The following is a 19,340-nucleotide window of genomic DNA, read 5'->3' as shown; positions in this document are numbered from 1 at the left end:
CTTCATAGTGCGCATTTTCAGGTGAACCCTTGCAAAATGAGCTTCATGAACGCTTTATATTCCGCGTTTTAAGGTGAACCCTAACAATCATTGGAATTCATACAGCATAATAGACACCCATGCAAAAAACATGAGAAATTAAACGATGGACTGTTTAATTTCTCATGAGTATATAAGATATTCATTATTTCTTTTTTGGAATTTTAATGGTTATTTGATAGAATTCATCAAATTCTTCTTCATGCGAGTCTAGGTTAATACCGCTATCTGAAACCATAGATAAGGATTGACGGATTGTATTAACAGCAATTCTCATATCCTTGCTAAACGCTTTTCTTTTCGGTTTTGGCTTCGGGTTATTTTGTTCTAAAAGACGAACAACCCGGTCTTCCGTTTGCTTTACATTTAGATTTTTATCAATAATTTCCTCTAGAAGCTTCACTTGCTTTTCAGGATCCTTAAGCGGGATGAGTGATCTGGCATGGCGCTCAGTAATCGCTTTACATAATAAAGCATCCTGAACCTCTTGAGGCAACTTTAATAACCGGAGCTTATTTGCAACGGTTGATTGCCCTTTTCCTAAGCGCTGAGCTAATGCTTCCTGGGTTAAATGATGTAACTCCAATAGCTTCCCATATGCGATTGCTTCTTCAATTGGAGACAATTCTTCCCTCTGCAGGTTTTCAATCAAGGCAACAGAAGCTGTTTCTGTATCATTTAGATTTTTGATGATGGCAGGAGCTTCCTCCCAGCCTAGCTTCTTCATGGCACGCCATCTGCGCTCACCTGCGATAATTTCAAACTGCCCATTCTCAAATTCCCGAACAACAATCGGCTGAATGATGCCATGAGTATGTATGGTTCGTGACAGTTCTTCAATTCTATCCTCATCAAATACCGTTCTTGGCTGAAAACGGTTAGGAACAATATGATCTATGGGGATTTTCTTAATTTCCTCATATTCCCCAATCTTCTCAACATCTATTTCTTCTTGTTTTTCTATTTCAACTTGTTCTCCCTTTTCGCCTAGGCCAAAAAAGCGTGAAAAAGAATGCTTCATCACCCTGCACCACCTTTACGAAACTCCCTATTACATATTCTCTATAAAATTGACAAGTCCTGCTGAAAATCAGGATTTTATTTTTCCAATTATCTTAAATGAGACATGGAACCTGTACCCTTATCCCTACTAATTATGCCACAATTCTTTGAAAAGTGTAATCCTATTCAATTGGAGTCTTGTTTGGGGTACCTGGTTTCCTAGGATATTTTTTGGGTGTAGCCTTTTCTTTGTGAATAATTAATAGATTGCGTTCGCTATCTTCCTGTGGGAGCGTGAAAGAAAATGATTGATGAGGTTTTCCACCTAGGATGGAAATGGCCTTTTTCCCCACTTCTAGTTCTTCATCAGCACTAGCACCCTTCATCGCGATAAATGTACCGCCGACTTTTACTAGCGGCATACATAGCTCACTTAAAACAGAAAGCCTTGCAACTGCACGGGCAGTAACGACATCATATGATTCACGGTGCTCTTTTTTCTGACCAAATGTTTCCGCTCGGTCATGAATTAATTGAACGTCCTTTAAGCCAAGTTCCTTTGTTAAATGCTCTAAGAAGCCAATCCGTTTATTAAGAGAATCGACAATCGTAACCCGCAGCTCTGGAAATGCAATTTTAATTGGAAGACTTGGGAAACCCGCTCCTGCTCCTACATCGCAAATATGTAACGGCTTCGTAAAGTCAAAATAAAAGGCTGCTGAGATCGAATCATAAAAATGCTTTAAATAAACCTCTGGCTTATCTGTAATCGCCGTAAGGTTCATTTTCTCGTTCCATTCCACTAATAAGGTAAAATATTTCTCATATTGATCTAATTGCTGAGGCGAGAGGGAGATCCCCTTCGCCGCCAGCGCTTCAATAAATTGTTCTGTATTCATTCGCCAATCCTTTCTCAAGCTATGAAATGGCAAGCTTTATTCGTTTGTGACTTTTGCAATTCGGCCCTGTTCAATATAAATAAGCAAAATAGAAATATCGGCAGGATTGACTCCTGAAATTCTAGAAGCTTGTGCAATGGATAATGGCATGACTTCTTTTAAATTATGTTTTGCCTCTTTTGCCAGACCAGTAATCGCGTCATAATCAATATTCTCAGGGATTCTTTTGTCTTCCATTTTCTTTAATCGTTCTACCTGCTGCAATGATTTATCAATATAGCCTTCATACTTAATTTGAATTTCCACTTGCTCTTTTACTTCTTGATCCAGATTTTCTTCCCCAGGAGCGAGCTGCCAAATATGCTCATAGGACATTTCTGGTCTTTTCAGCAGGTCTGAGGCCCGGATTCCGTCTTTTAATTCGCTGCCTCCAAGGCTTTTGATGATTTCCTGAACGTCCTTTGATGGCTTTAAAATAATTCCTTTTAACCGTTCGATTTCATTTTCAATCGATTGTTTTTTAGAAAGGAACTTTTGATAGCGTTCTTCACTGATAAGACCAACAGAATGACCAATTTCCGTTAATCGCAGATCAGCATTATCATGGCGAAGCAATAAGCGGTATTCTGCACGAGAAGTGAGTAATCGATAAGGCTCCTGCGTCCCTTTTGTAATCAGGTCATCAATCATAACCCCGATATAGGCATCCGAACGGCTCAAAATGACCTCTTCCTTGTCAAATACGTTCATAGCCGCATTGATTCCAGCCATGAGGCCCTGTGCACCTGCTTCTTCATAGCCTGATGTTCCATTAATTTGCCCAGCTGTATATAAATTCTTTACCCTCTTCGTCTCTAATGTTGGCCAAAGCTGAGTCGGTCTGACGGAATCATATTCAATCGCATAGCCTGCGCGCATCATCTGGGCATTTTCCAAGCCAGGGACACTGCGGATCAAATCATGCTGTACTTCTTCTGGCAAGCTTGTCGATAAGCCTTGAACATAGACCTCTTGCGTATTTCGTCCTTCAGGCTCCAGGAAAATTTGGTGGCGCGGCTTGTCGTTAAAGCGAACAATCTTATCCTCAATGGATGGGCAATAACGCGGCCCCTTTCCTTGGATCATCCCGGAATACATCGGGGAACGATGCAGGTTAGCCTCAATAATTTGGTGTGTGCGTTCACTTGTATAGGTTAGCCAGCATGGCAGCTGGTCTGTTATAAATTTTGTCGTCTCATATGAGAAGGCAAGCGGTGCATCATCACCAGGCTGAATTTCTGTTTTACTGTAATCAATCGTATTGCTGTTCACACGAGGAGGTGTACCTGTTTTAAAGCGTTCTAATTCAAAGCCGATTTCCTCTAGATGCTCAGAAAGCTTGATAGAAGGTTGCTGATTGTTCGGACCGCTTGAATATTTTAGTTCGCCCAGGATGATTTCTCCTCTTAAAAAGGTCCCTGTTGTAATGATTACAGCTTTCGCATGATAAACAGCGCCTGTTTGGGTGATCACACCTTTACATACACCATCTTCAATGATTAGTTGTTCAACCATTCCTTGGATAAGAGTAAGGTTTGATTGACTTTCGAGTGCCTTCTTCATTTCATGCTGATAGGCAAATTTATCAGCCTGTGCACGCAACGCTCTGACAGCAGGCCCTTTTCCTGTATTCAGCATGCGCATTTGAATATAGGTTTTATCTAGATTCTTTGCCATTTCGCCGCCTAAAGCGTCTATTTCTCTTACGACGGTTCCTTTTGCCGGACCTCCAATAGAGGGATTACACGGCATAAAGGCAATCATATCTAAATTAATGGTGACGACTAATGTCTTCGCGCCAATGCGGGCAGACGCAAGGCCAGCCTCACAGCCTGCATGACCAGCCCCGACCACAATGACATCATATGTTCCAGCTTCATATGGCATGATGCTGCCTCCTTTTTTTACTTTAGCTTTAGTTTTGGACAAAAATTTCTTGGCCGAATAACGGCCGCATTCGGACAATTTCCTCTGGATTCCGCTTTTCCTGTCCAAATAACAAGAATTAAAAAAGCATCTATTTTCCTAAACAGAACTGCGAGAATAACTGGTCAATTAAGCTTTCATGGACGCTGTCTCCGATGATTTCTCCAAGCAGTTCCCATGTTCTTGTAAAGTCAATTTGTACAATATCAATAGGGGTTCCCATTTCTACTGCCATTAAAGCATCTTCCATTGCACTTAACGCTTGATTCAATAAGGCAATATGGCGGGAATTCGAAACATACGTCATATCCCTTGATTCGATCGAGCCCTCAAAAAAGAGAGAAGCAATCGCTTCTTCCAGCTCATCTACTCCCCTATCCTCTAATAAGGATGTTGTGACAAGCTTATGGTTCCGAGAAAGGTTCCGAACACGATCCATATCAATGCTTTGAGGAAGATCGGTTTTATTCACAATGACGATAACGTCCATACCTTCGACAGCTTTAAATAAATTCTCGTCCTCTTCCGTAAATTCATCAGAGAAATTCAGAACAAGCAAAATAAGGTCCGCTTCCTTTAACACCTGCCGGGACCTTTCAACGCCGATTCGTTCGACTATATCCTCAGTTTCCCTTATCCCTGCTGTGTCCAATAAACGTAATGGCACACCGCGAACATTCACATACTCTTCAATCACATCACGAGTCGTTCCAGGAATGTCTGTTACGATTGCCTTATTTTCTTGAACAAGACTATTCAACAAAGAGGATTTTCCTACATTTGGACGCCCTACAATGACGGTCGATAATCCTTCACGTAATATTTTCCCCTGATGCGAGGTACGAAGCAGCTTTTCAATCTCCCCTTTAACATATGAGCCCTTTTCTAATAGGAGCTGATGGGTCATTTCCTCCACATCATCATATTCAGGATAATCAATGTTTACCTCAACATGAGCGAGCGTCTCTAATATTTCCTGACGAAGCTTCCGAATAAGCTTCGAAAGTCTGCCTTCCATTTGTCCAAGAGCCACATTCATCGCCCGATCCGTTTTTGCCCGAATTAAGTCCATGACAGCTTCAGCCTGAGATAAATCAATCCGTCCATTTAAGAAGGCTCTCTTCGTAAACTCCCCAGGCTCCGCAAGTCTAGCCCCATGACTCAGAACAAGCTGAAGCACCCGATTGACAGAAGCAATTCCTCCGTGGCAATTTATTTCAACGACATCCTCTTTCGTGAAAGTTTTAGGGCCCTTCATAACCGAGACCATGACTTCTTCTGCTATTTCATTCGTCCTTGGATCAACCATATGCCCATAATGGATCGTATGAGAGGCAACCTCTTTCAGTCTTTTACCGCTAACACCTCTAAACATTTTATCAGCAATCGGAATTGCTTCATCCCCGCTTAACCGAACGATCGCGATCGCTCCCTCGCCCATAGGCGTCGATATGGCTGCAATTGTATCTAATTCCATTACACTCCACCTCTTTTCATTAAAAGCTTTATTTATCTATAAAGTGAAACTTCAATCAGTGGGGGTTTTCTTTCATCCCCCACTGATTGTTAGTTGAACCAATCGGGCCTTTACGGGCTGTTGACCCCCACTTAGAAATTTTTGTTTTACTCGACTTCTTGAAGTGGAGGTCTTACAGCCCGTTAATCTGCGATAAACGTTACTTCCTGTGATTTCTACAAAATAATAGAATATCATATGCCTTTTTATTAGAAAACAAGTTTGTCTTCCTCTTCTTGCTTTAAATAAAACTTGTCCACAGCATTTATATTTTCAAAAACCTTTTATTTATCCACAGTTTTCAAATTAGGTATACTATATTTTATCTTATCCACATGTGAATAACAATAAAGCAGCCGTATCCTATGAAAAGAATTGATGCAATGAATTTTTAGAACAAAAAAAAGAACCCAATCACGAGATTGGGTTCCTGCTTATTTAACGGGTGTAATGACGAGATGACGATGCGGGTCATTTCCGCTTGAATACGTTTTTATCCTTTTATTATCAGCTAGAGCAGTATGAATGACCTTTCTTTCATATGAAGGCATCGGTTCTAAAGTAACAGTTTGACCTGTCTTTATCGCCTTTTGCGCCAATCGTCCAGCTAACTGAATAAGTGTATCATTTCGCCTTTTCCGATAATCCTCCGCATCCAGTAATACATTAATGTATTGTTCCGAATAGCGGTTCATAACTAATTGTGTTAAATACTGCAAAGAATTTAAAGTCTGACCCCTTTTTCCAATAAGCAGAGCAATTTTTTCCCCTGTTAAAATGAATTCGATGTTTCTCCCGCTGCCAATTACCTCTATTTCAATCGCAGCGCCCATCTTTTCACTTACATCTAATAGGAATTTCTTGCCTTCTTCAATTGGGTCTATTTTCATAACAGCTTTCACAATTGCAGGTCGTGAACCAAAGATGCCAAAGATCCCTTTTTTGCCTTCATCGACGATTGTAATTTCTGCACGTTCTTCCGTTGTCTGCAACTGAGCTAGAGCCGACTTTACTGCTTCCTCGACGGTCTGTCCTGTAGCAGTTACTTGTTTCACTTTTTTGCTCCTCCTGCTTTACCGGTTGCTGTAGCTTTCAGCTCCGGACCTTTAATAAAATACGTCTGAACGATCATAAAAATATTACCGACTACCCAGTACAATGAAAGGGCAGCTGGGAAGTTAATAGCAAAAACAACGATCATTATCGGCATGAGCCAAAGCATCATCGCCATTTGCGGATTTTGATTAGCTGTACCTGCCATCATCATTTTTTGCTGAATAAATGTTGTTACACCAGCAATTAGCGGCAAAAGATAAATTGGATCTGGAGCACCTAGTTCAAACCATAAAAAGGAATGTAACTTAATCTCCTGAGTACGGGATATAGCATGGTAGAATCCAATCAGTACTGGCATTTGAATGATTAATGGAAAACATCCAGCTAAAGGGTTGACCCCATGCTGCTGGAATAGCGCCATGGTTTCTTGCTGCAGCTTTTGTTGGGTTTTTTGATCTTTTGAACTGTATTTTTCTTTTAATTTTGCCATTTCTGGCTGCAATGCCTGCATTGCCTTAGAACTTTTCGTTTGTTTAATCATTAAAGGAAGCATGAATAAGCGGACAATAATGGTGACAATGATAATCGATAAACCAAAGCTGCCACCAGCAAATTCAGCAACTTTTATGATGAAAAGTGAAAGCGGGTAAACTATGTACTGATTCCAAAAGCCTTCACTTTCGGATGTAATCGGCACGTTAATATCCATACAGCCTGATAAAAGCGCTGTTAAGAAGATCAGACCGACTACTAGAAGTATTCTTTTCTTCAAACGATTTTTCCTCCTTACTGCTAAGAAAATTTATCTATTGTATGTTTATTCCCAAGTTTGTCACCTTCTAAATATATAAATGCAATTCAGAAGATTATGGAAAACAAAACTACATATATTTTAACATTATTAATAAAGCATGTCTTTAAAGAAAACACTTCTTCTTAAGACTGTTTATCAGCCATTCCTGGCTTAGGCTTAACCATAACCTTTGACAGCTTTAATACATGAATTAAACTGTTCTTAATTTCATGGAAATCCATATCAGCAACAGGCTTTCTTGCAATAATAATATAGTCGAAAGGATGTTTTAATTCATTCTCTAGTTCGTGGAAAGCTTGACGAACATAGCGCTTGATCTGATTTCTAGTTACGGCGTTGCCAATTTTCTTACTCACTGAAAGACCAATTCGAAAGTGCTCCTGACCTGGCTTATTAAGTGAGTAAACAACAAATTGCCGATTGGCAAATGACTTGCCTTTTTTAAAGGCGTCTTGAAATTCTTTATTCTTTTTCACTCTAAATTCTTTTTTCATCTTCTCTTACCTCTCTAACAAGCGGAAGACTCTGTATTTAATTGATTATGGAAAAAAAGACCACTGACGTTTCAGTGGCCTAAGCAGATAATACTTTTCTTCCTTTACGGCGGCGGCGAGCTAAGACGTTACGTCCGTTTGGCGTGCTCATGCGGCTGCGGAATCCATGAACTTTACTTCTTTTACGTGCTTTTGGTTGGTAAGTTCTTTTCATTATATGACACCTCCCTGAGGAATAGCTGTTAAAGACAGTCCTACTAATTATAAAGATGTAACTAGAATGTTGTCAACTGGTAGAAATTCGTAAGTCTGCATTCTAAACTAACTCAATTCTTACAAAAAGATCCACCAAGAAATTTTACCCTCTTTTTGAATCTCTGTCACTTAAAAATTTTGTTTTTAAGAAAGTAAATTTCTCCACTTTTATAAATTGACACCCGAATAGCCTGCGAATCTTAGGTTGTGGATAATTTTTCGACACGTTTTTTATTATCCACAACACATATCGACAGCTTTTTCACACAAACACCCCTTGTGGACAATTTAAATCCACACACTCTTAGACTTGTGGATAGATTCTTAAAAACCATTGCACCTCTTAGGAATATCTGTTATCATATTTGTGTTTTCACACTTAATAAATCATTGTGCATAACTTCGTTATCCACAGATTGTGGATAACATGTGGATGAGTTATTCTTTAAGGTTGTAAAACCTTGTCCACAGCTAGTGGATATTGTCGAAATCCTTCTTCTTTTCCTTATTATATGTTTTTCCACATACATGAGTCTGTATATTTATTAATATGTAGGTTGTACTGCTTGTATAGCCTATATTTTTTTGGTGCCTATCATTCTAATACACTAATAAAAAGTGATTATTGGCCTACTACGTTCTACCTGCTTAAGGAAATTTCTTTAAAAGTAACTGGCAAAGGAGGGCTATCTATTGGAGAACATTGCGGATCTTTGGAATAATGCACTGACCAGCATAGAAAAGAAAATAAGCAAACCGAGTTATGAAACATGGCTAAAGTCAACGAAAGCTCACTCTCTTCAAGGTGACACGTTAACGATTACTGCGCCGAATGAGTTTGCCCGTGATTGGCTGGAAGAGCGCTATTCCCAATTGATCTCTGGAATTCTCTATGACATAACTGGAGAAGAATTAGGAGTAAAATTTATTATTCCTCAAAATCAAAATGAAGAAGCGCTTAATTTTCCAAACCCGCCTAGAAAAGCGGATAAAGAGGATGAACATCCTGAACTGCCATTAAACATGCTTAATCCTAAATATACATTTGATACGTTTGTTATTGGCTCAGGAAACCGATTTGCGCATGCTGCCTCATTAGCAGTAGCTGAAGCACCAGCTAAAGCATACAACCCTTTATTTATTTATGGGGGAGTCGGACTTGGAAAAACTCACCTTATGCACGCCATTGGCCATTATGTGTTAGATCATAACCCGTCAGCTAAGGTTGTATACTTATCATCAGAGAAATTTACGAATGAATTTATTAACTCCATTCGTGATAATAAGGCCGTCGATTTCCGCAATAAATATCGAAAAGTGGATGTATTGTTAATTGATGATATTCAGTTTTTAGCAGGAAAAGAATCAACTCAAGAGGAATTTTTCCATACCTTTAATACATTACATGAGGAAAGCAAGCAAATAATTATATCCAGTGATCGGCCGCCAAAGGAAATCCCAACCCTTGAAGATAGGCTTCGCTCCAGGTTTGAATGGGGGCTTATTACTGATATCACGCCTCCAGATCTTGAAACAAGGATTGCTATTTTGCGCAAAAAGGCGAAAGCTGAAGGACTAGATATACCAAATGAAGCTATGCTATATATTGCCAATCAGATTGACTCTAATATTCGTGAATTAGAGGGCGCTCTTATTCGCGTTGTTGCGTACTCATCCTTAATTAATAAAGACATAAATGCCGATTTGGCAGCTGAGGCTCTTAAAGATATTATTCCAAGCTCAAAGCCAAAAGTGATTACGATACTTGATATTCAGCGTGTTGTCGGGGAACACTATAATGTGAAGCTAGAAGATTTTAAAGCGAAGAAAAGAACAAAATCTGTTGCATTTCCTAGACAAATTGCCATGTATTTATCGCGGGAATTAACAGACTTCTCTTTGCCTAAAATTGGAGAAGAGTTTGGAGGACGGGATCATACAACCGTGATCCATGCTCATGAAAAAATCTCTAAACTCGTGCAATCAGATACTCAATTTCAAAAAGAAATAAAAGAGATTCATGAAATACTAAAAATATAGTGTGCATAACATCAACTAGCTTATACACAGTCTGTCCACATGTGGATAGGCTGTGTTTCCATAAAAAATTGCAGTTATCCACATGTTAACAAGCCCTACTAGTACTTCTAGTATTTTTTAAAAGAAAAATATATAACTAATATAATAAAAAAAGTTTAGACGGAGGATTAAGAAATGAGATTTATAATCCAACGGGATCGATTAGTTCAAGGTGTTCAGGATGTTATGAAGGCCGTAACGAGCCGAACTACTATTCCAATTTTAACGGGTATCAAAATTGTAGCGACATCTGAAGGAGTAACGTTAACAGGCAGTGATTCAGATATATCGATTGAATCATTTATTCCTAAAGAAGAAGCTGGAAATGAAATTGCTGAAATCAAGCAAGCAGGCTCCATTGTGCTCCAGGCTAAGTTTTTTAGCGAAATTGTTAAGAAGCTGCCAACGGATACGGTTGAAATGCATGTGGAAAACCAGCTACAAACAGTCATCCGCTCTGGAAAATCTGAATTTAAATTAAATGGTTTAGATGCGGAGGACTATCCGTTATTACCGCAAATCTCGGAAGAAAATGTGTTTAAGATTCCAACCGATCTTCTTAAAGCGTTGATTCGCCAAACGGTATTTTCAGTGTCCACCTCAGAAACACGCCCCATCTTGACAGGTGTAAACTGGAGAGTGGAAAATGGGGAATTAACCTGTATTGCAACAGATAGCCATCGCTTAGCGCTTCGAAAAGCAAGAATAGAAACAGAAGCTGCAGAAAATTACAATGTCGTTATTCCAGGAAAGAGCTTAAGTGAATTAAGCAAAATTTTGGATGATCATAATGATCCAGTTGAAATTGTCATTACAGAAAATCAAGTTTTATTTAAAGCCAAGCACCTATTATTTTTCTCAAGATTACTTGAAGGTAATTATCCTGATACATCCAGATTGATCCCGACAGAAAGTAAAACAGATATTGTCGTCAATACGAAGGAGTTTTTACATGCGATTGATCGTGCTTCACTATTAGCAAGAGAAGGACGAAATAATGTCGTTAAATTTACAACGATTGACGCAGGGGTTATTGAAATATCTTCTAATACACCAGAAATCGGACATGTTGTCGAAGAATTACAAAGCCAATCTGTAGAAGGTGAGGATTTAAAAATCTCCTTCAGCGCCAAATTTATGATGGATGCACTTAAAACACTAGAGGGTTCAGAAATTAAGATTAGTTTCACGGGAGCCATGAGACCATTTGTTATTCGACCAATTAATGACGATTCCATTCTCCAGCTGATTTTGCCGGTTAGAACGTATTAATAAACAAGAAGGGCTGCCAGCATAAGAGCTGGTAGCTTTTCTTTGTATAATCGCTAAATTTTTAGTAAAATAGAATTTTAGGGTACATTCTAGAAATTGTTTTGATTTTATGGGAAAAATAAGGGAAGAAAGCTTTTATTTTCTTTTGACAAAAAATCAAACAATCGAGGAAGTGAAAAGATGACAGAAATCAAAATTGATACGGAATATATTACATTGGGTCAATTTCTTAAAGTAGCTGAGGTTATTCAGTCTGGCGGGATGGCCAAGTGGTTTTTAAGTGAATATGAAGTATTCGTAAATGGAGAGCAGGACCAAAGAAGAGGAAGAAAGCTCCGAACTGGAGATAAAGTTCAAATCAAGGACTTTGGGTCATTTACGATTGTTTAAAAAATAGGCCTTCTGTAGCAGAGAGCTATGCTAAAGGATGTAGGTCCATGTATATAGAGCAATTGCTGTTAAAAAATTACCGGAACTATGAAGGATTAGAAGTCCAGTTTGAAAATAAGGTGAATGTCATATTGGGTGAGAATGCACAAGGAAAAACAAACGTCATGGAATCCATATATGTATTAGCCATGGCAAAATCGCATCGTACCTCAAATGATAAAGAACTTATTCGCTGGGACCAAGAGTATGCTAAAATAGAAGGTAGGGTCCAAAAAAATAGAGGTTCCTTGCCGATGCAATTAGTTATCTCCAAAAAGGGAAAAAAGGCTAAGTGCAACCATATTGAACAGCAAAAATTAAGTCAATACGTGGGAAATATGAATGTCGTCATGTTTGCTCCCGAAGATCTCCATCTTGTAAAGGGAAGCCCGCAGGTAAGACGGCGTTTTATCGACATGGAAATAGGGCAAGTTTCTCCCATCTATCTCCATGATGTTAGCCAGTATCAAAAAATACTGCAGCAAAGAAATCACTATTTAAAGCAGCTCCAAATAAAAAAACAAACGGATCAAACAATGCTGGATATCCTGACAGAGCAGTTTATTCAAACTGCCGTCAAAATCGTGAAAAAGCGCTTCGAATTTCTGCAGCTGCTTGAAAATTGGGCAATGCCGATTCATGAAGGAATATCAAGAGGGCTTGAATCGTTGAAAATAGAGTACAAGCCATCGGCAGATGTATCAGATGAGCAAGATTTGTCGAAAATGATAAAAGTATACGAAGATAAGTTTGGAAAAATAAAAAATAGAGAAATTGAACGTGGTGTTACGATGTTCGGCCCTCATCGGGATGATCTTACTTTTTATGTAAATGGGCGCGATGTACAAACCTTTGGCTCACAAGGGCAGCAGCGAACAACAGCTTTATCTGTTAAGCTCGCAGAAATTGAGCTTATTCATTCTGAGATTGGTGAATATCCCCTATTGCTTCTTGATGATGTACTTTCAGAACTTGATGATTATCGGCAATCACATTTATTAAATACGATTCAAGGAAAAGTACAAACCTTTGTCACAACAACAAGTGTTGATGGAATTGATCATAAGACCTTAAAAGAGGCAGCTGCTTTCAGGGTGGAAGCTGGAAGCGTGAAAAAGATTCAATGAGGTGAGCATTTGTACATCCATGTCGGAGAAGATATATTAGTTCGTTCCAAGGATATTGTCGCTATTGTTGATAAGCAAAGTGTTCACTCTTCTAAAATGATAGAAGAGTTTTTAGAGCGCCAGAAGCACTCTGTCATAAACCTCTCCAAAGGTTCTTATAAATCAGTGGTCATTACCACGAAGGAAATCTACTTTTCCCCACTGGCATCAGGTACATTAAAAAAGCGTTCCGCGAAATCTGCAATTTAAAATAAAGATAATAGTTTGGCGAAATAGAATAAGGATTAGCCAGGCTTTTTTATAGATAATTGATATTTGATAGTAATGCAAATGAAAGTGTAGGTGATCGATGTGTCAATGGAGCAAAAGGCAGTGCAGGAAGAGTCTTATGATGCCAATCAGATACAGGTTTTAGAAGGTCTAGAAGCGGTTCGTAAGCGTCCAGGGATGTATATTGGTTCTACAAGTGCTAAAGGTTTGCACCATCTCGTATGGGAAATTGTAGACAACAGTATTGACGAAGCATTAGCCGGATATTGTTCAGAGATTAATGTGTGCATCGAGAAAGATAATAGTATAACCGTCATCGATAACGGACGTGGTATCCCTGTCGATACTCAGGAAAAAATGGGCCGTCCAGCTGTTGAAGTTATTATGACCGTTCTCCATGCTGGAGGGAAATTCGGCGGCGGCGGATATAAGGTTTCCGGCGGGCTGCATGGTGTAGGTGCTTCTGTTGTTAATGCACTTTCCACTGAATTAGAAGTATTTGTTCATCGGGATGGACATATTCACTATATTAAATTTGAGCGTGGCGTTACGTGTGGGGATATAAAGATCATCGGAGAAACCGATCATACAGGGACAACGATACATTTCAGGCCAGATCCGGAGATCTTCACTGAAACACTTGAATACGACTTTGATACACTGGCAAACCGTATTCGGGAATTAGCCTTCTTAAATCGCGGCCTCCAAATTAACATTGAGGATAAGCGAGAAGATGGCAAGAAGCTAGAATATATGTATGAGGGCGGAATCAAGTCGTACGTTGAGCATTTAAATCGTTCAAAGGAAGTCCTTCACGAGGAACCGATTTATATTGAGGGCGAGCGTGATGGAATTAATGTTGAAGTATCCATCCAGTACAATGATGGGTATACAAGCAATATTTATTCCTTTGCCAATAATATTAATACGTATGAAGGCGGAACCCATGAAGTCGGTTTCAAAACAGCTTTAACAAGGGTTATTAATGACTATGCAAGAAGAAGTGGGATTTTCAAAGAAAATGATGCCAATCTTTCAGGGGAAGATGTCCGCGAAGGAATTACGGCTATTATATCCATTAAGCATCCGGACCCTCAATTTGAAGGACAAACAAAAACAAAGCTAGGGAACTCTGAGGCCCGTGCGATTACAGATACTGTTTTTTCTGAGGCATTAGACAAATTCCTGCTAGAGAACCCGGCTGTTGCGAGAAAAATCGTTGAAAAAGGGCTAATGGCTGCCCGTGCAAGATTAGCAGCTAAAAAGGCTCGTGAATTAACAAGACGGAAAAGTGCATTAGAAGTATCAAGCTTACCTGGTAAATTAGCGGATTGTTCTTCAAAGGATGCATCCATCTCTGAATTATATATTGTTGAGGGTGATTCAGCGGGCGGATCCGCCAAACAAGGGCGTGATCGCCATTTCCAAGCCATTCTTCCGCTAAGAGGGAAAATCCTCAATGTTGAGAAAGCTAGACTGGATCGAATTCTTTCAAACAACGAAGTAAGAGCCATGATTACAGCAGCTGGAACGGGCATTGGTGATGACTTTGATATTTCGAAAGCGCGATACCACAAGATTGTTATCATGACCGATGCGGATGTTGATGGTGCCCATATTCGTACTTTACTATTAACCTTCTTCTATCGTTATATGAGACAAATCCTTGAAGCGGGATATATTTATATCGCTCAGCCACCTTTATACAAAATCCAGCAAGGTAAACGGATTGAGTATGCCTACAATGAAAGTCAGCTGGAAGAAGTTATGGGGAGCTTGCCAAGCAGTCCTAAACCAAATGTACAGCGTTACAAAGGGTTAGGAGAAATGAATCCAGAGCAGCTTTGGGAAACAACGATGAATCCAGAAACAAGAACTTTATTGCAGGTAAATCTTGAAGATGCGATTGAAGCGGATGAAACCTTTGAAATCCTTATGGGTGATAAAGTGGAACCTCGCCGTCAATTCATTGAAGAAAATGCATTATATGTTAAGAACCTAGATATTTGATTGAGACCCAGGGTAGATGGCTATTATTCTATCCTGGTTTTATATACGTGAAGTGCAAAGGGAGCTACTTTTGATATTTAGGCTACCTTTTATCATAGAAACTATTCATCGGGAATTTTCACCTATGGATAGATTGAGAAATAGTTGTTCACATAAAGGAGGTTCTTTACATGGCTGAAACTCCGAAGCCCTCAGTAAAAGAGATTAATATAAGTCAGGAAATGCGTTCATCCTTTCTTGACTATGCGATGAGTGTTATTGTATCTCGTGCTTTACCAGATGTACGAGATGGATTAAAGCCGGTTCACCGCCGGATTTTATACGCAATGCATGATCTTGGCATGCATTCAGACAAGCCTTATAAGAAATCAGCTCGTATCGTTGGGGATGTTATTGGTAAGTATCATCCGCATGGTGACTCTGCTGTTTATGAAACAATGGTGCGGATGGCTCAGGACTTTAACTACCGTTATATGCTTGTAGATGGGCATGGCAACTTTGGTTCTGTCGATGGGGATTCTGCAGCAGCGATGCGTTATACGGAAGCTCGTATGTCCAAAATCTCGATGGAGCTTTTAAGAGATATTAATAAAGACACAATTGATTATCAGGATAACTATGATGGGGAAGAGAGAGAGCCCGTTGTTTTGCCGGCTAGATTCCCGAATTTATTAGTGAATGGTACATCAGGAATAGCTGTTGGAATGGCAACGAATATCCCTCCGCATCAGCTTGGCGAAGTCATTGATGGAGTTCTTGCCATTAGTAAGGATCCTGATATGACAATTCCGGAGCTGATGGATATTATTCCGGGACCGGATTTCCCTACAGCTGGGATGATTCTCGGCCGAAGCGGCATCCGCAAGGCTTATGAAACAGGAAGAGGCTCTATTACATTAAGAGCAAAAGTAGATATCGAACAAAAAGCAAATGGCAGAGAAGTCATTATTGTCAATGAAATTCCTTATCAAGTGAATAAAGCGAAGCTGATTGAAAGAATCGCTGAGCTGGTCAGAGATAAAAAGATTGACGGGATTACCGATTTGCGTGATGAATCCGACCGTAACGGTATGCGGATTGTCATTGAAGTTCGCAGAGATGCTAATGCAAGTGTATTATTGAACAATCTATATAAGCAAACGGCGATGCAGACGAGCTTCGGAATCAATTTGCTTGCTCTCGTTGATGGGGAACCGAAAGTACTGAATTTAAAGCAATGTTTAGAGTATTACCTCAATCACCAGAAGGTCGTAATCCGCCGCAGAACAGAGTTTGAATTAAGAAAAGCGGAAGCGCGTGCTCATATTCTTGAAGGCTTAAGAATTGCACTCGATCATTTGGATGAAGTAATTGCATTAATTCGCGGCTCTCAAACAACGGATATTGCCAGAGAAGGATTAATGTCTAAATTTAATCTTTCTGAGAAGCAAGCTCAGGCAATTCTAGATATGCGTCTACAACGTTTAACAGGCTTAGAGCGTGAAAAAATTGAAGATGAATATGCAAGCTTAGTTAAACTAATTGCCGAGCTGAAAGCGATATTAGCGGATGAGGAAAAGGTACTCGAAATTATCCGTGAAGAATTGCTTGAAATTAAAGAAAGATTTAATGATGAGCGCCGCACGGAAATCGTTGCAGGGGGCATTGAGCAAATTGAAGATGAAGATCTTATTCCTCGTGAAAATATCGTCATCACTCTAACTCATAAAGGCTATATTAAACGTCTGCCGGTTTCTACTTACCGTGCCCAAAAGCGTGGTGGCCGTGGAATTCAAGGCATGGGGACAAATGAAGATGATTTTGTTGAGCATTTAATGACAACATCAACCCATGACACAATCTTGTTCTTCACGAACAAAGGGAAGGTATATCGTTCTAAAGGATATGAAATTCCTGAATTTAGCCGTACAGCGAAAGGAATTCCAATTGTTAACTTGCTTAGCGGCATCGAGAAGGATGAATGGGTAAACGCTATTATCCCTATTGAAGAATTTGTAGATGATTGGTTCTTATTCTTTACAACTAAGCAAGGGATTTCTAAGCGCTCCCCTCTTACTTCCTTTGCCAATATTAGAAATAATGGGTTAATTGCCATTAATTTAAGAGAAGATGATGAGCTGATTTCTGTACGCTTAACAGATGGACAGAAGGAAATTATTATTGGAACGAAAAATGGTTTACTCATTCGTTTCCCTGAAGATGATGTCCGTTCAATGGGACGTACCGCAACAGGGGTTAAAGGAATAAGCTTAAGCGGTGATGATGAAGTAGTGGGAATGGAAGTGTTGGAGGAGAATTCCCAAATACTAATTGTTACGAAAAACGGTTATGGTAAACGTACACCTTCCGAAGAATATCGTATTCAAGGAAGAGGCGGAAAAGGAATTAAAACATGTAATGTTACCGAGAAAAATGGAAATCTCGTTTCCATGAGAGCGGTCACTGGCGAAGAAGACTTAATGTTAATTACGACTGGCGGTGTCCTAATCCGCATGGCTGTTAGTGATATTTCGACAATGGGACGTAACACGCAAGGTGTCAGACTCATTCGTTTAGACGAAAACATAGATGAATTTGTCGCTACTGTTGCCAAGGTTGAAAAAGAAGAGGATAAACCTGAAGAGGAATTAACAAAGCCATTAGAAAGTGCTGAATTTCTTCCAGATGAGGAATCCGTAGAAGATGATCAAGAATAATAACGAATCGGGGGAACACAAATTTTGTGTTCCTCCTTTTGTGTTTAATGGGGTATAATGGTAAAAATGACTCATGACATTTGGGGTGGAAGACTGTGCGTGTAAACATAAAGGAATTGCGAGAGGGATGTATTATATCTGAAGATATTTATAGTCTGACAAATCGTCCAATTGTTACAAAGAAAAGCATTCTTACGAAAGAATTAATACATATATTAAATGTTTTTCTTATTGAGGAAGTAGCTGTAGAAAAGTTAATGGTTAATGGCTCTGTGTTTATACCAAAAGAATACATAATTGATGAGAGAGAAACAAAGGAAGCACCAAGCGAGAACAATGGATGTCTGGAAGATATGTTTCTTATAGGAGTACAAAATTTTAAAAGGGAATTTAAGAACTGGCAATCAGGTTTGCCGATTGATATTTCAAAAATAAGAAGTATTATGCTTCCACTCGTTGATAAATCAGAAGCTAATCCCTCTGATTTGTTCTCCCTGCATCATTTATCAACTAATGACGAATACCTGTATCAGCACTCTGTTGCGGTCGGGCTATTAAGTGCCTTTATCGGAAAGAAACTTAAATATAATAAAGGCGATGTTTTACAGCTTGCTCTTAGCGGTTGTCTTTCAGACGCAGGAATGGCAAAAGTAAAGCCTTCTATCCTTTTTAAGAATTCAACCTTAACTCTTCAGGAATTTGAAGAGATTAAAAGACATCCAGTTTATAGCTATAAGATGGTGCAAAATATTTCTCTATTAAAAGAAACGACAAAGTTAGGGATTTTTCAACATCATGAAAGATTAGATGGAAGCGGATATCCATTTGGGGAACAAAACAATAAAATCAGCTCATTTGCCAAAATCATTGCGGTTGCTGATACCTTTCATGCCATGACTAGTAATAGACTTTACCGAAAAAAGCAGTCACCTTTTAAAGTTTTAGAAATGATGCTCCAGGATATGTTCGGGAAATATGATATTGCAGCGATGCACGCAATCGGGTCAGGCTTTATGACTTTTTCAATTGGAAGCAGTGTAAAGCTTTCAAATGGTCAAATAGCTGAAATTATGTTTTTAGAAGAAAAAACACCGACAAGGCCACTTGTGAAAATAAATCAAACCGGTGAAATTTTTCACTTAGAAAAGCATCGGCAATTATATATAGAGGAAGTGATTAAATAGACCACAAATAGTTGGTCTATTTTTTTGCAAAAGGGAATTAACATATTTTACAATAATAAAAAGACCGATTTATGCGTAAAAAACACTTGCAAAAGCTCTATGGGCTTGTTATACTAATTCAAGTCAGCAAGCGAGAGCGAATAACTCCTTTGAAAAAAGTGTTGACAATGTTATATAGAAATGATATATTAATAAAGTCGCCTCTGAGGGGCAAGATAGTTCTTTGAAAACTG

16 protein-coding genes are annotated in these 19,340 nt (G+C 39.1%); 8 read left to right on the top strand and 8 right to left on the bottom strand.

Features of this window, described 5'->3' with window-relative positions; all coding sequences use genetic code 11:
* Positions 1-184: 184 nt before the first annotated feature.
* The 8 genes from noc to rpmH form a co-directional block, all read right to left on the bottom strand.
* Complete coding sequence (gene noc / locus V7127_RS09380; RefSeq protein ID WP_335354614.1) at positions 185-1,060, bottom strand: nucleoid occlusion protein; 876 nt, start codon at positions 1,058-1,060, stop codon at positions 185-187.
* Between the two features lie 163 nt (positions 1,061-1,223).
* Positions 1,224-1,940, bottom strand: a complete 717-nt coding sequence (rsmG, locus tag V7127_RS09375) for a 16S rRNA (guanine(527)-N(7))-methyltransferase RsmG (RefSeq protein ID WP_335485223.1) — start codon at positions 1,938-1,940, stop codon at positions 1,224-1,226.
* A 36-nt stretch (positions 1,941-1,976) separates the two neighbouring features.
* Positions 1,977-3,866, bottom strand: a complete 1,890-nt coding sequence (mnmG, locus tag V7127_RS09370) for a tRNA uridine-5-carboxymethylaminomethyl(34) synthesis enzyme MnmG (protein WP_335485220.1) — start codon at positions 3,864-3,866, stop codon at positions 1,977-1,979.
* 130 nt (positions 3,867-3,996) lie between these two features.
* Positions 3,997-5,382 carry a tRNA uridine-5-carboxymethylaminomethyl(34) synthesis GTPase MnmE gene (mnmE, locus tag V7127_RS09365; protein WP_335485217.1) on the bottom strand — a complete coding sequence of 462 codons (1,386 nt, stop codon included), beginning with the start codon at positions 5,380-5,382 and terminating at the stop codon, positions 3,997-3,999.
* A gap of 473 nt (positions 5,383-5,855) precedes the next feature.
* Positions 5,856-6,476: an RNA-binding cell elongation regulator Jag/EloR gene (gene jag / locus V7127_RS09360; protein ID WP_335347375.1), complete on the bottom strand. Its 621-nt coding sequence runs from the start codon at positions 6,474-6,476 to the stop codon at positions 5,856-5,858.
* Complete coding sequence (spoIIIJ, locus tag V7127_RS09355; RefSeq protein ID WP_335347374.1) at positions 6,473-7,249, bottom strand: YidC family membrane integrase SpoIIIJ; 777 nt, start codon at positions 7,247-7,249, stop codon at positions 6,473-6,475. The genes jag and spoIIIJ overlap by 4 nt, the downstream gene beginning before the upstream one ends.
* A 164-nt stretch (positions 7,250-7,413) precedes the next feature.
* The gene (gene rnpA, locus V7127_RS09350) at positions 7,414-7,785 is read right to left on the bottom strand and encodes a ribonuclease P protein component (protein WP_335485214.1); all 372 of its coding nucleotides are present in this window, start codon (positions 7,783-7,785) and stop codon (positions 7,414-7,416) included.
* A gap of 79 nt (positions 7,786-7,864) precedes the next feature.
* Complete coding sequence (gene rpmH, locus V7127_RS09345) at positions 7,865-7,999, bottom strand: 50S ribosomal protein L34 (protein ID WP_066296007.1); 135 nt, start codon at positions 7,997-7,999, stop codon at positions 7,865-7,867.
* Positions 8,000-8,733: 734 nt separating this feature from the next.
* On the opposite strand from rpmH, the gene dnaA reads away from it, so the two are divergent.
* From dnaA to V7127_RS09305, 8 genes are all read left to right on the top strand, one after another.
* Positions 8,734-10,080 carry a chromosomal replication initiator protein DnaA gene (gene dnaA / locus V7127_RS09340; RefSeq protein ID WP_335485211.1) on the top strand — a complete coding sequence of 449 codons (1,347 nt, stop codon included), beginning with the start codon at positions 8,734-8,736 and terminating at the stop codon, positions 10,078-10,080.
* A gap of 174 nt (positions 10,081-10,254) precedes the next feature.
* The gene (gene dnaN, locus V7127_RS09335) at positions 10,255-11,391 is read left to right on the top strand and encodes a DNA polymerase III subunit beta (RefSeq protein ID WP_335485207.1); all 1,137 of its coding nucleotides are present in this window, start codon (positions 10,255-10,257) and stop codon (positions 11,389-11,391) included.
* Positions 11,392-11,571: 180 nt separating this feature from the next.
* Complete coding sequence (yaaA, locus tag V7127_RS09330; RefSeq protein WP_335485205.1) at positions 11,572-11,781, top strand: S4 domain-containing protein YaaA; 210 nt, start codon at positions 11,572-11,574, stop codon at positions 11,779-11,781.
* Between the two features lie 47 nt (positions 11,782-11,828).
* Entirely contained in the window at positions 11,829-12,947 is a 1,119-nt protein-coding gene (recF, locus tag V7127_RS09325; RefSeq protein ID WP_335347369.1) for a DNA replication/repair protein RecF, read from the top strand.
* A gap of 9 nt (positions 12,948-12,956) precedes the next feature.
* Positions 12,957-13,196 (top strand): extracellular matrix regulator RemB, encoded by a 240-nt coding sequence (gene remB / locus V7127_RS09320; RefSeq protein WP_335347368.1) that lies wholly within the window; start codon positions 12,957-12,959, stop codon positions 13,194-13,196.
* Positions 13,197-13,304: 108 nt separating this feature from the next.
* Positions 13,305-15,227: a DNA topoisomerase (ATP-hydrolyzing) subunit B gene (gyrB, locus tag V7127_RS09315; RefSeq protein ID WP_335347367.1), complete on the top strand. Its 1,923-nt coding sequence runs from the start codon at positions 13,305-13,307 to the stop codon at positions 15,225-15,227.
* Positions 15,228-15,397: 170 nt separating this feature from the next.
* Complete coding sequence (gene gyrA, locus V7127_RS09310) at positions 15,398-17,923, top strand: DNA gyrase subunit A (RefSeq protein ID WP_335485202.1); 2,526 nt, start codon at positions 15,398-15,400, stop codon at positions 17,921-17,923.
* 95 nt (positions 17,924-18,018) lie between these two features.
* Complete coding sequence (locus V7127_RS09305) at positions 18,019-19,107, top strand: HD-GYP domain-containing protein (protein ID WP_335485199.1); 1,089 nt, start codon at positions 18,019-18,021, stop codon at positions 19,105-19,107.
* Positions 19,108-19,340: the final 233 nt, after the last annotated feature.

Source organism: Bacillus sp. JJ1773 (assembly GCF_036962035.1).
Classification (GTDB): Bacteria; Bacillota; Bacilli; order Bacillales; family Cytobacillaceae; genus Cytobacillus.
The sequence above is the reverse complement of the archived record's forward strand: the minus strand, read 5'-3'. Positions and strand labels throughout refer to the sequence as shown.

Coding starts and splice junctions, on each gene's coding strand:
- noc (WP_335354614.1), bottom strand. CDS start 1,060: ATGAAGCATTCTTTTTCACGCTTTTTTGGCCTAGGCGAAAAGGGAGAA.
- rsmG (WP_335485223.1), bottom strand. CDS start 1,940: ATGAATACAGAACAATTTATTGAAGCGCTGGCGGCGAAGGGGATCTCC.
- mnmG (WP_335485220.1), bottom strand. CDS start 3,866: ATGCCATATGAAGCTGGAACATATGATGTCATTGTGGTCGGGGCTGGT.
- mnmE (WP_335485217.1), bottom strand. CDS start 5,382: ATGGAATTAGATACAATTGCAGCCATATCGACGCCTATGGGCGAGGGA.
- rnpA (WP_335485214.1), bottom strand. CDS start 7,785: ATGAAAAAAGAATTTAGAGTGAAAAAGAATAAAGAATTTCAAGACGCC.
- rpmH (WP_066296007.1), bottom strand. CDS start 7,999: ATGAAAAGAACTTACCAACCAAAAGCACGTAAAAGAAGTAAAGTTCAT.
- dnaN (WP_335485207.1), top strand. CDS start 10,255: ATGAGATTTATAATCCAACGGGATCGATTAGTTCAAGGTGTTCAGGAT.
- yaaA (WP_335485205.1), top strand. CDS start 11,572: ATGACAGAAATCAAAATTGATACGGAATATATTACATTGGGTCAATTT.
- recF (WP_335347369.1), top strand. CDS start 11,829: ATGTATATAGAGCAATTGCTGTTAAAAAATTACCGGAACTATGAAGGA.
- gyrB (WP_335347367.1), top strand. CDS start 13,305: ATGGAGCAAAAGGCAGTGCAGGAAGAGTCTTATGATGCCAATCAGATA.
- gyrA (WP_335485202.1), top strand. CDS start 15,398: ATGGCTGAAACTCCGAAGCCCTCAGTAAAAGAGATTAATATAAGTCAG.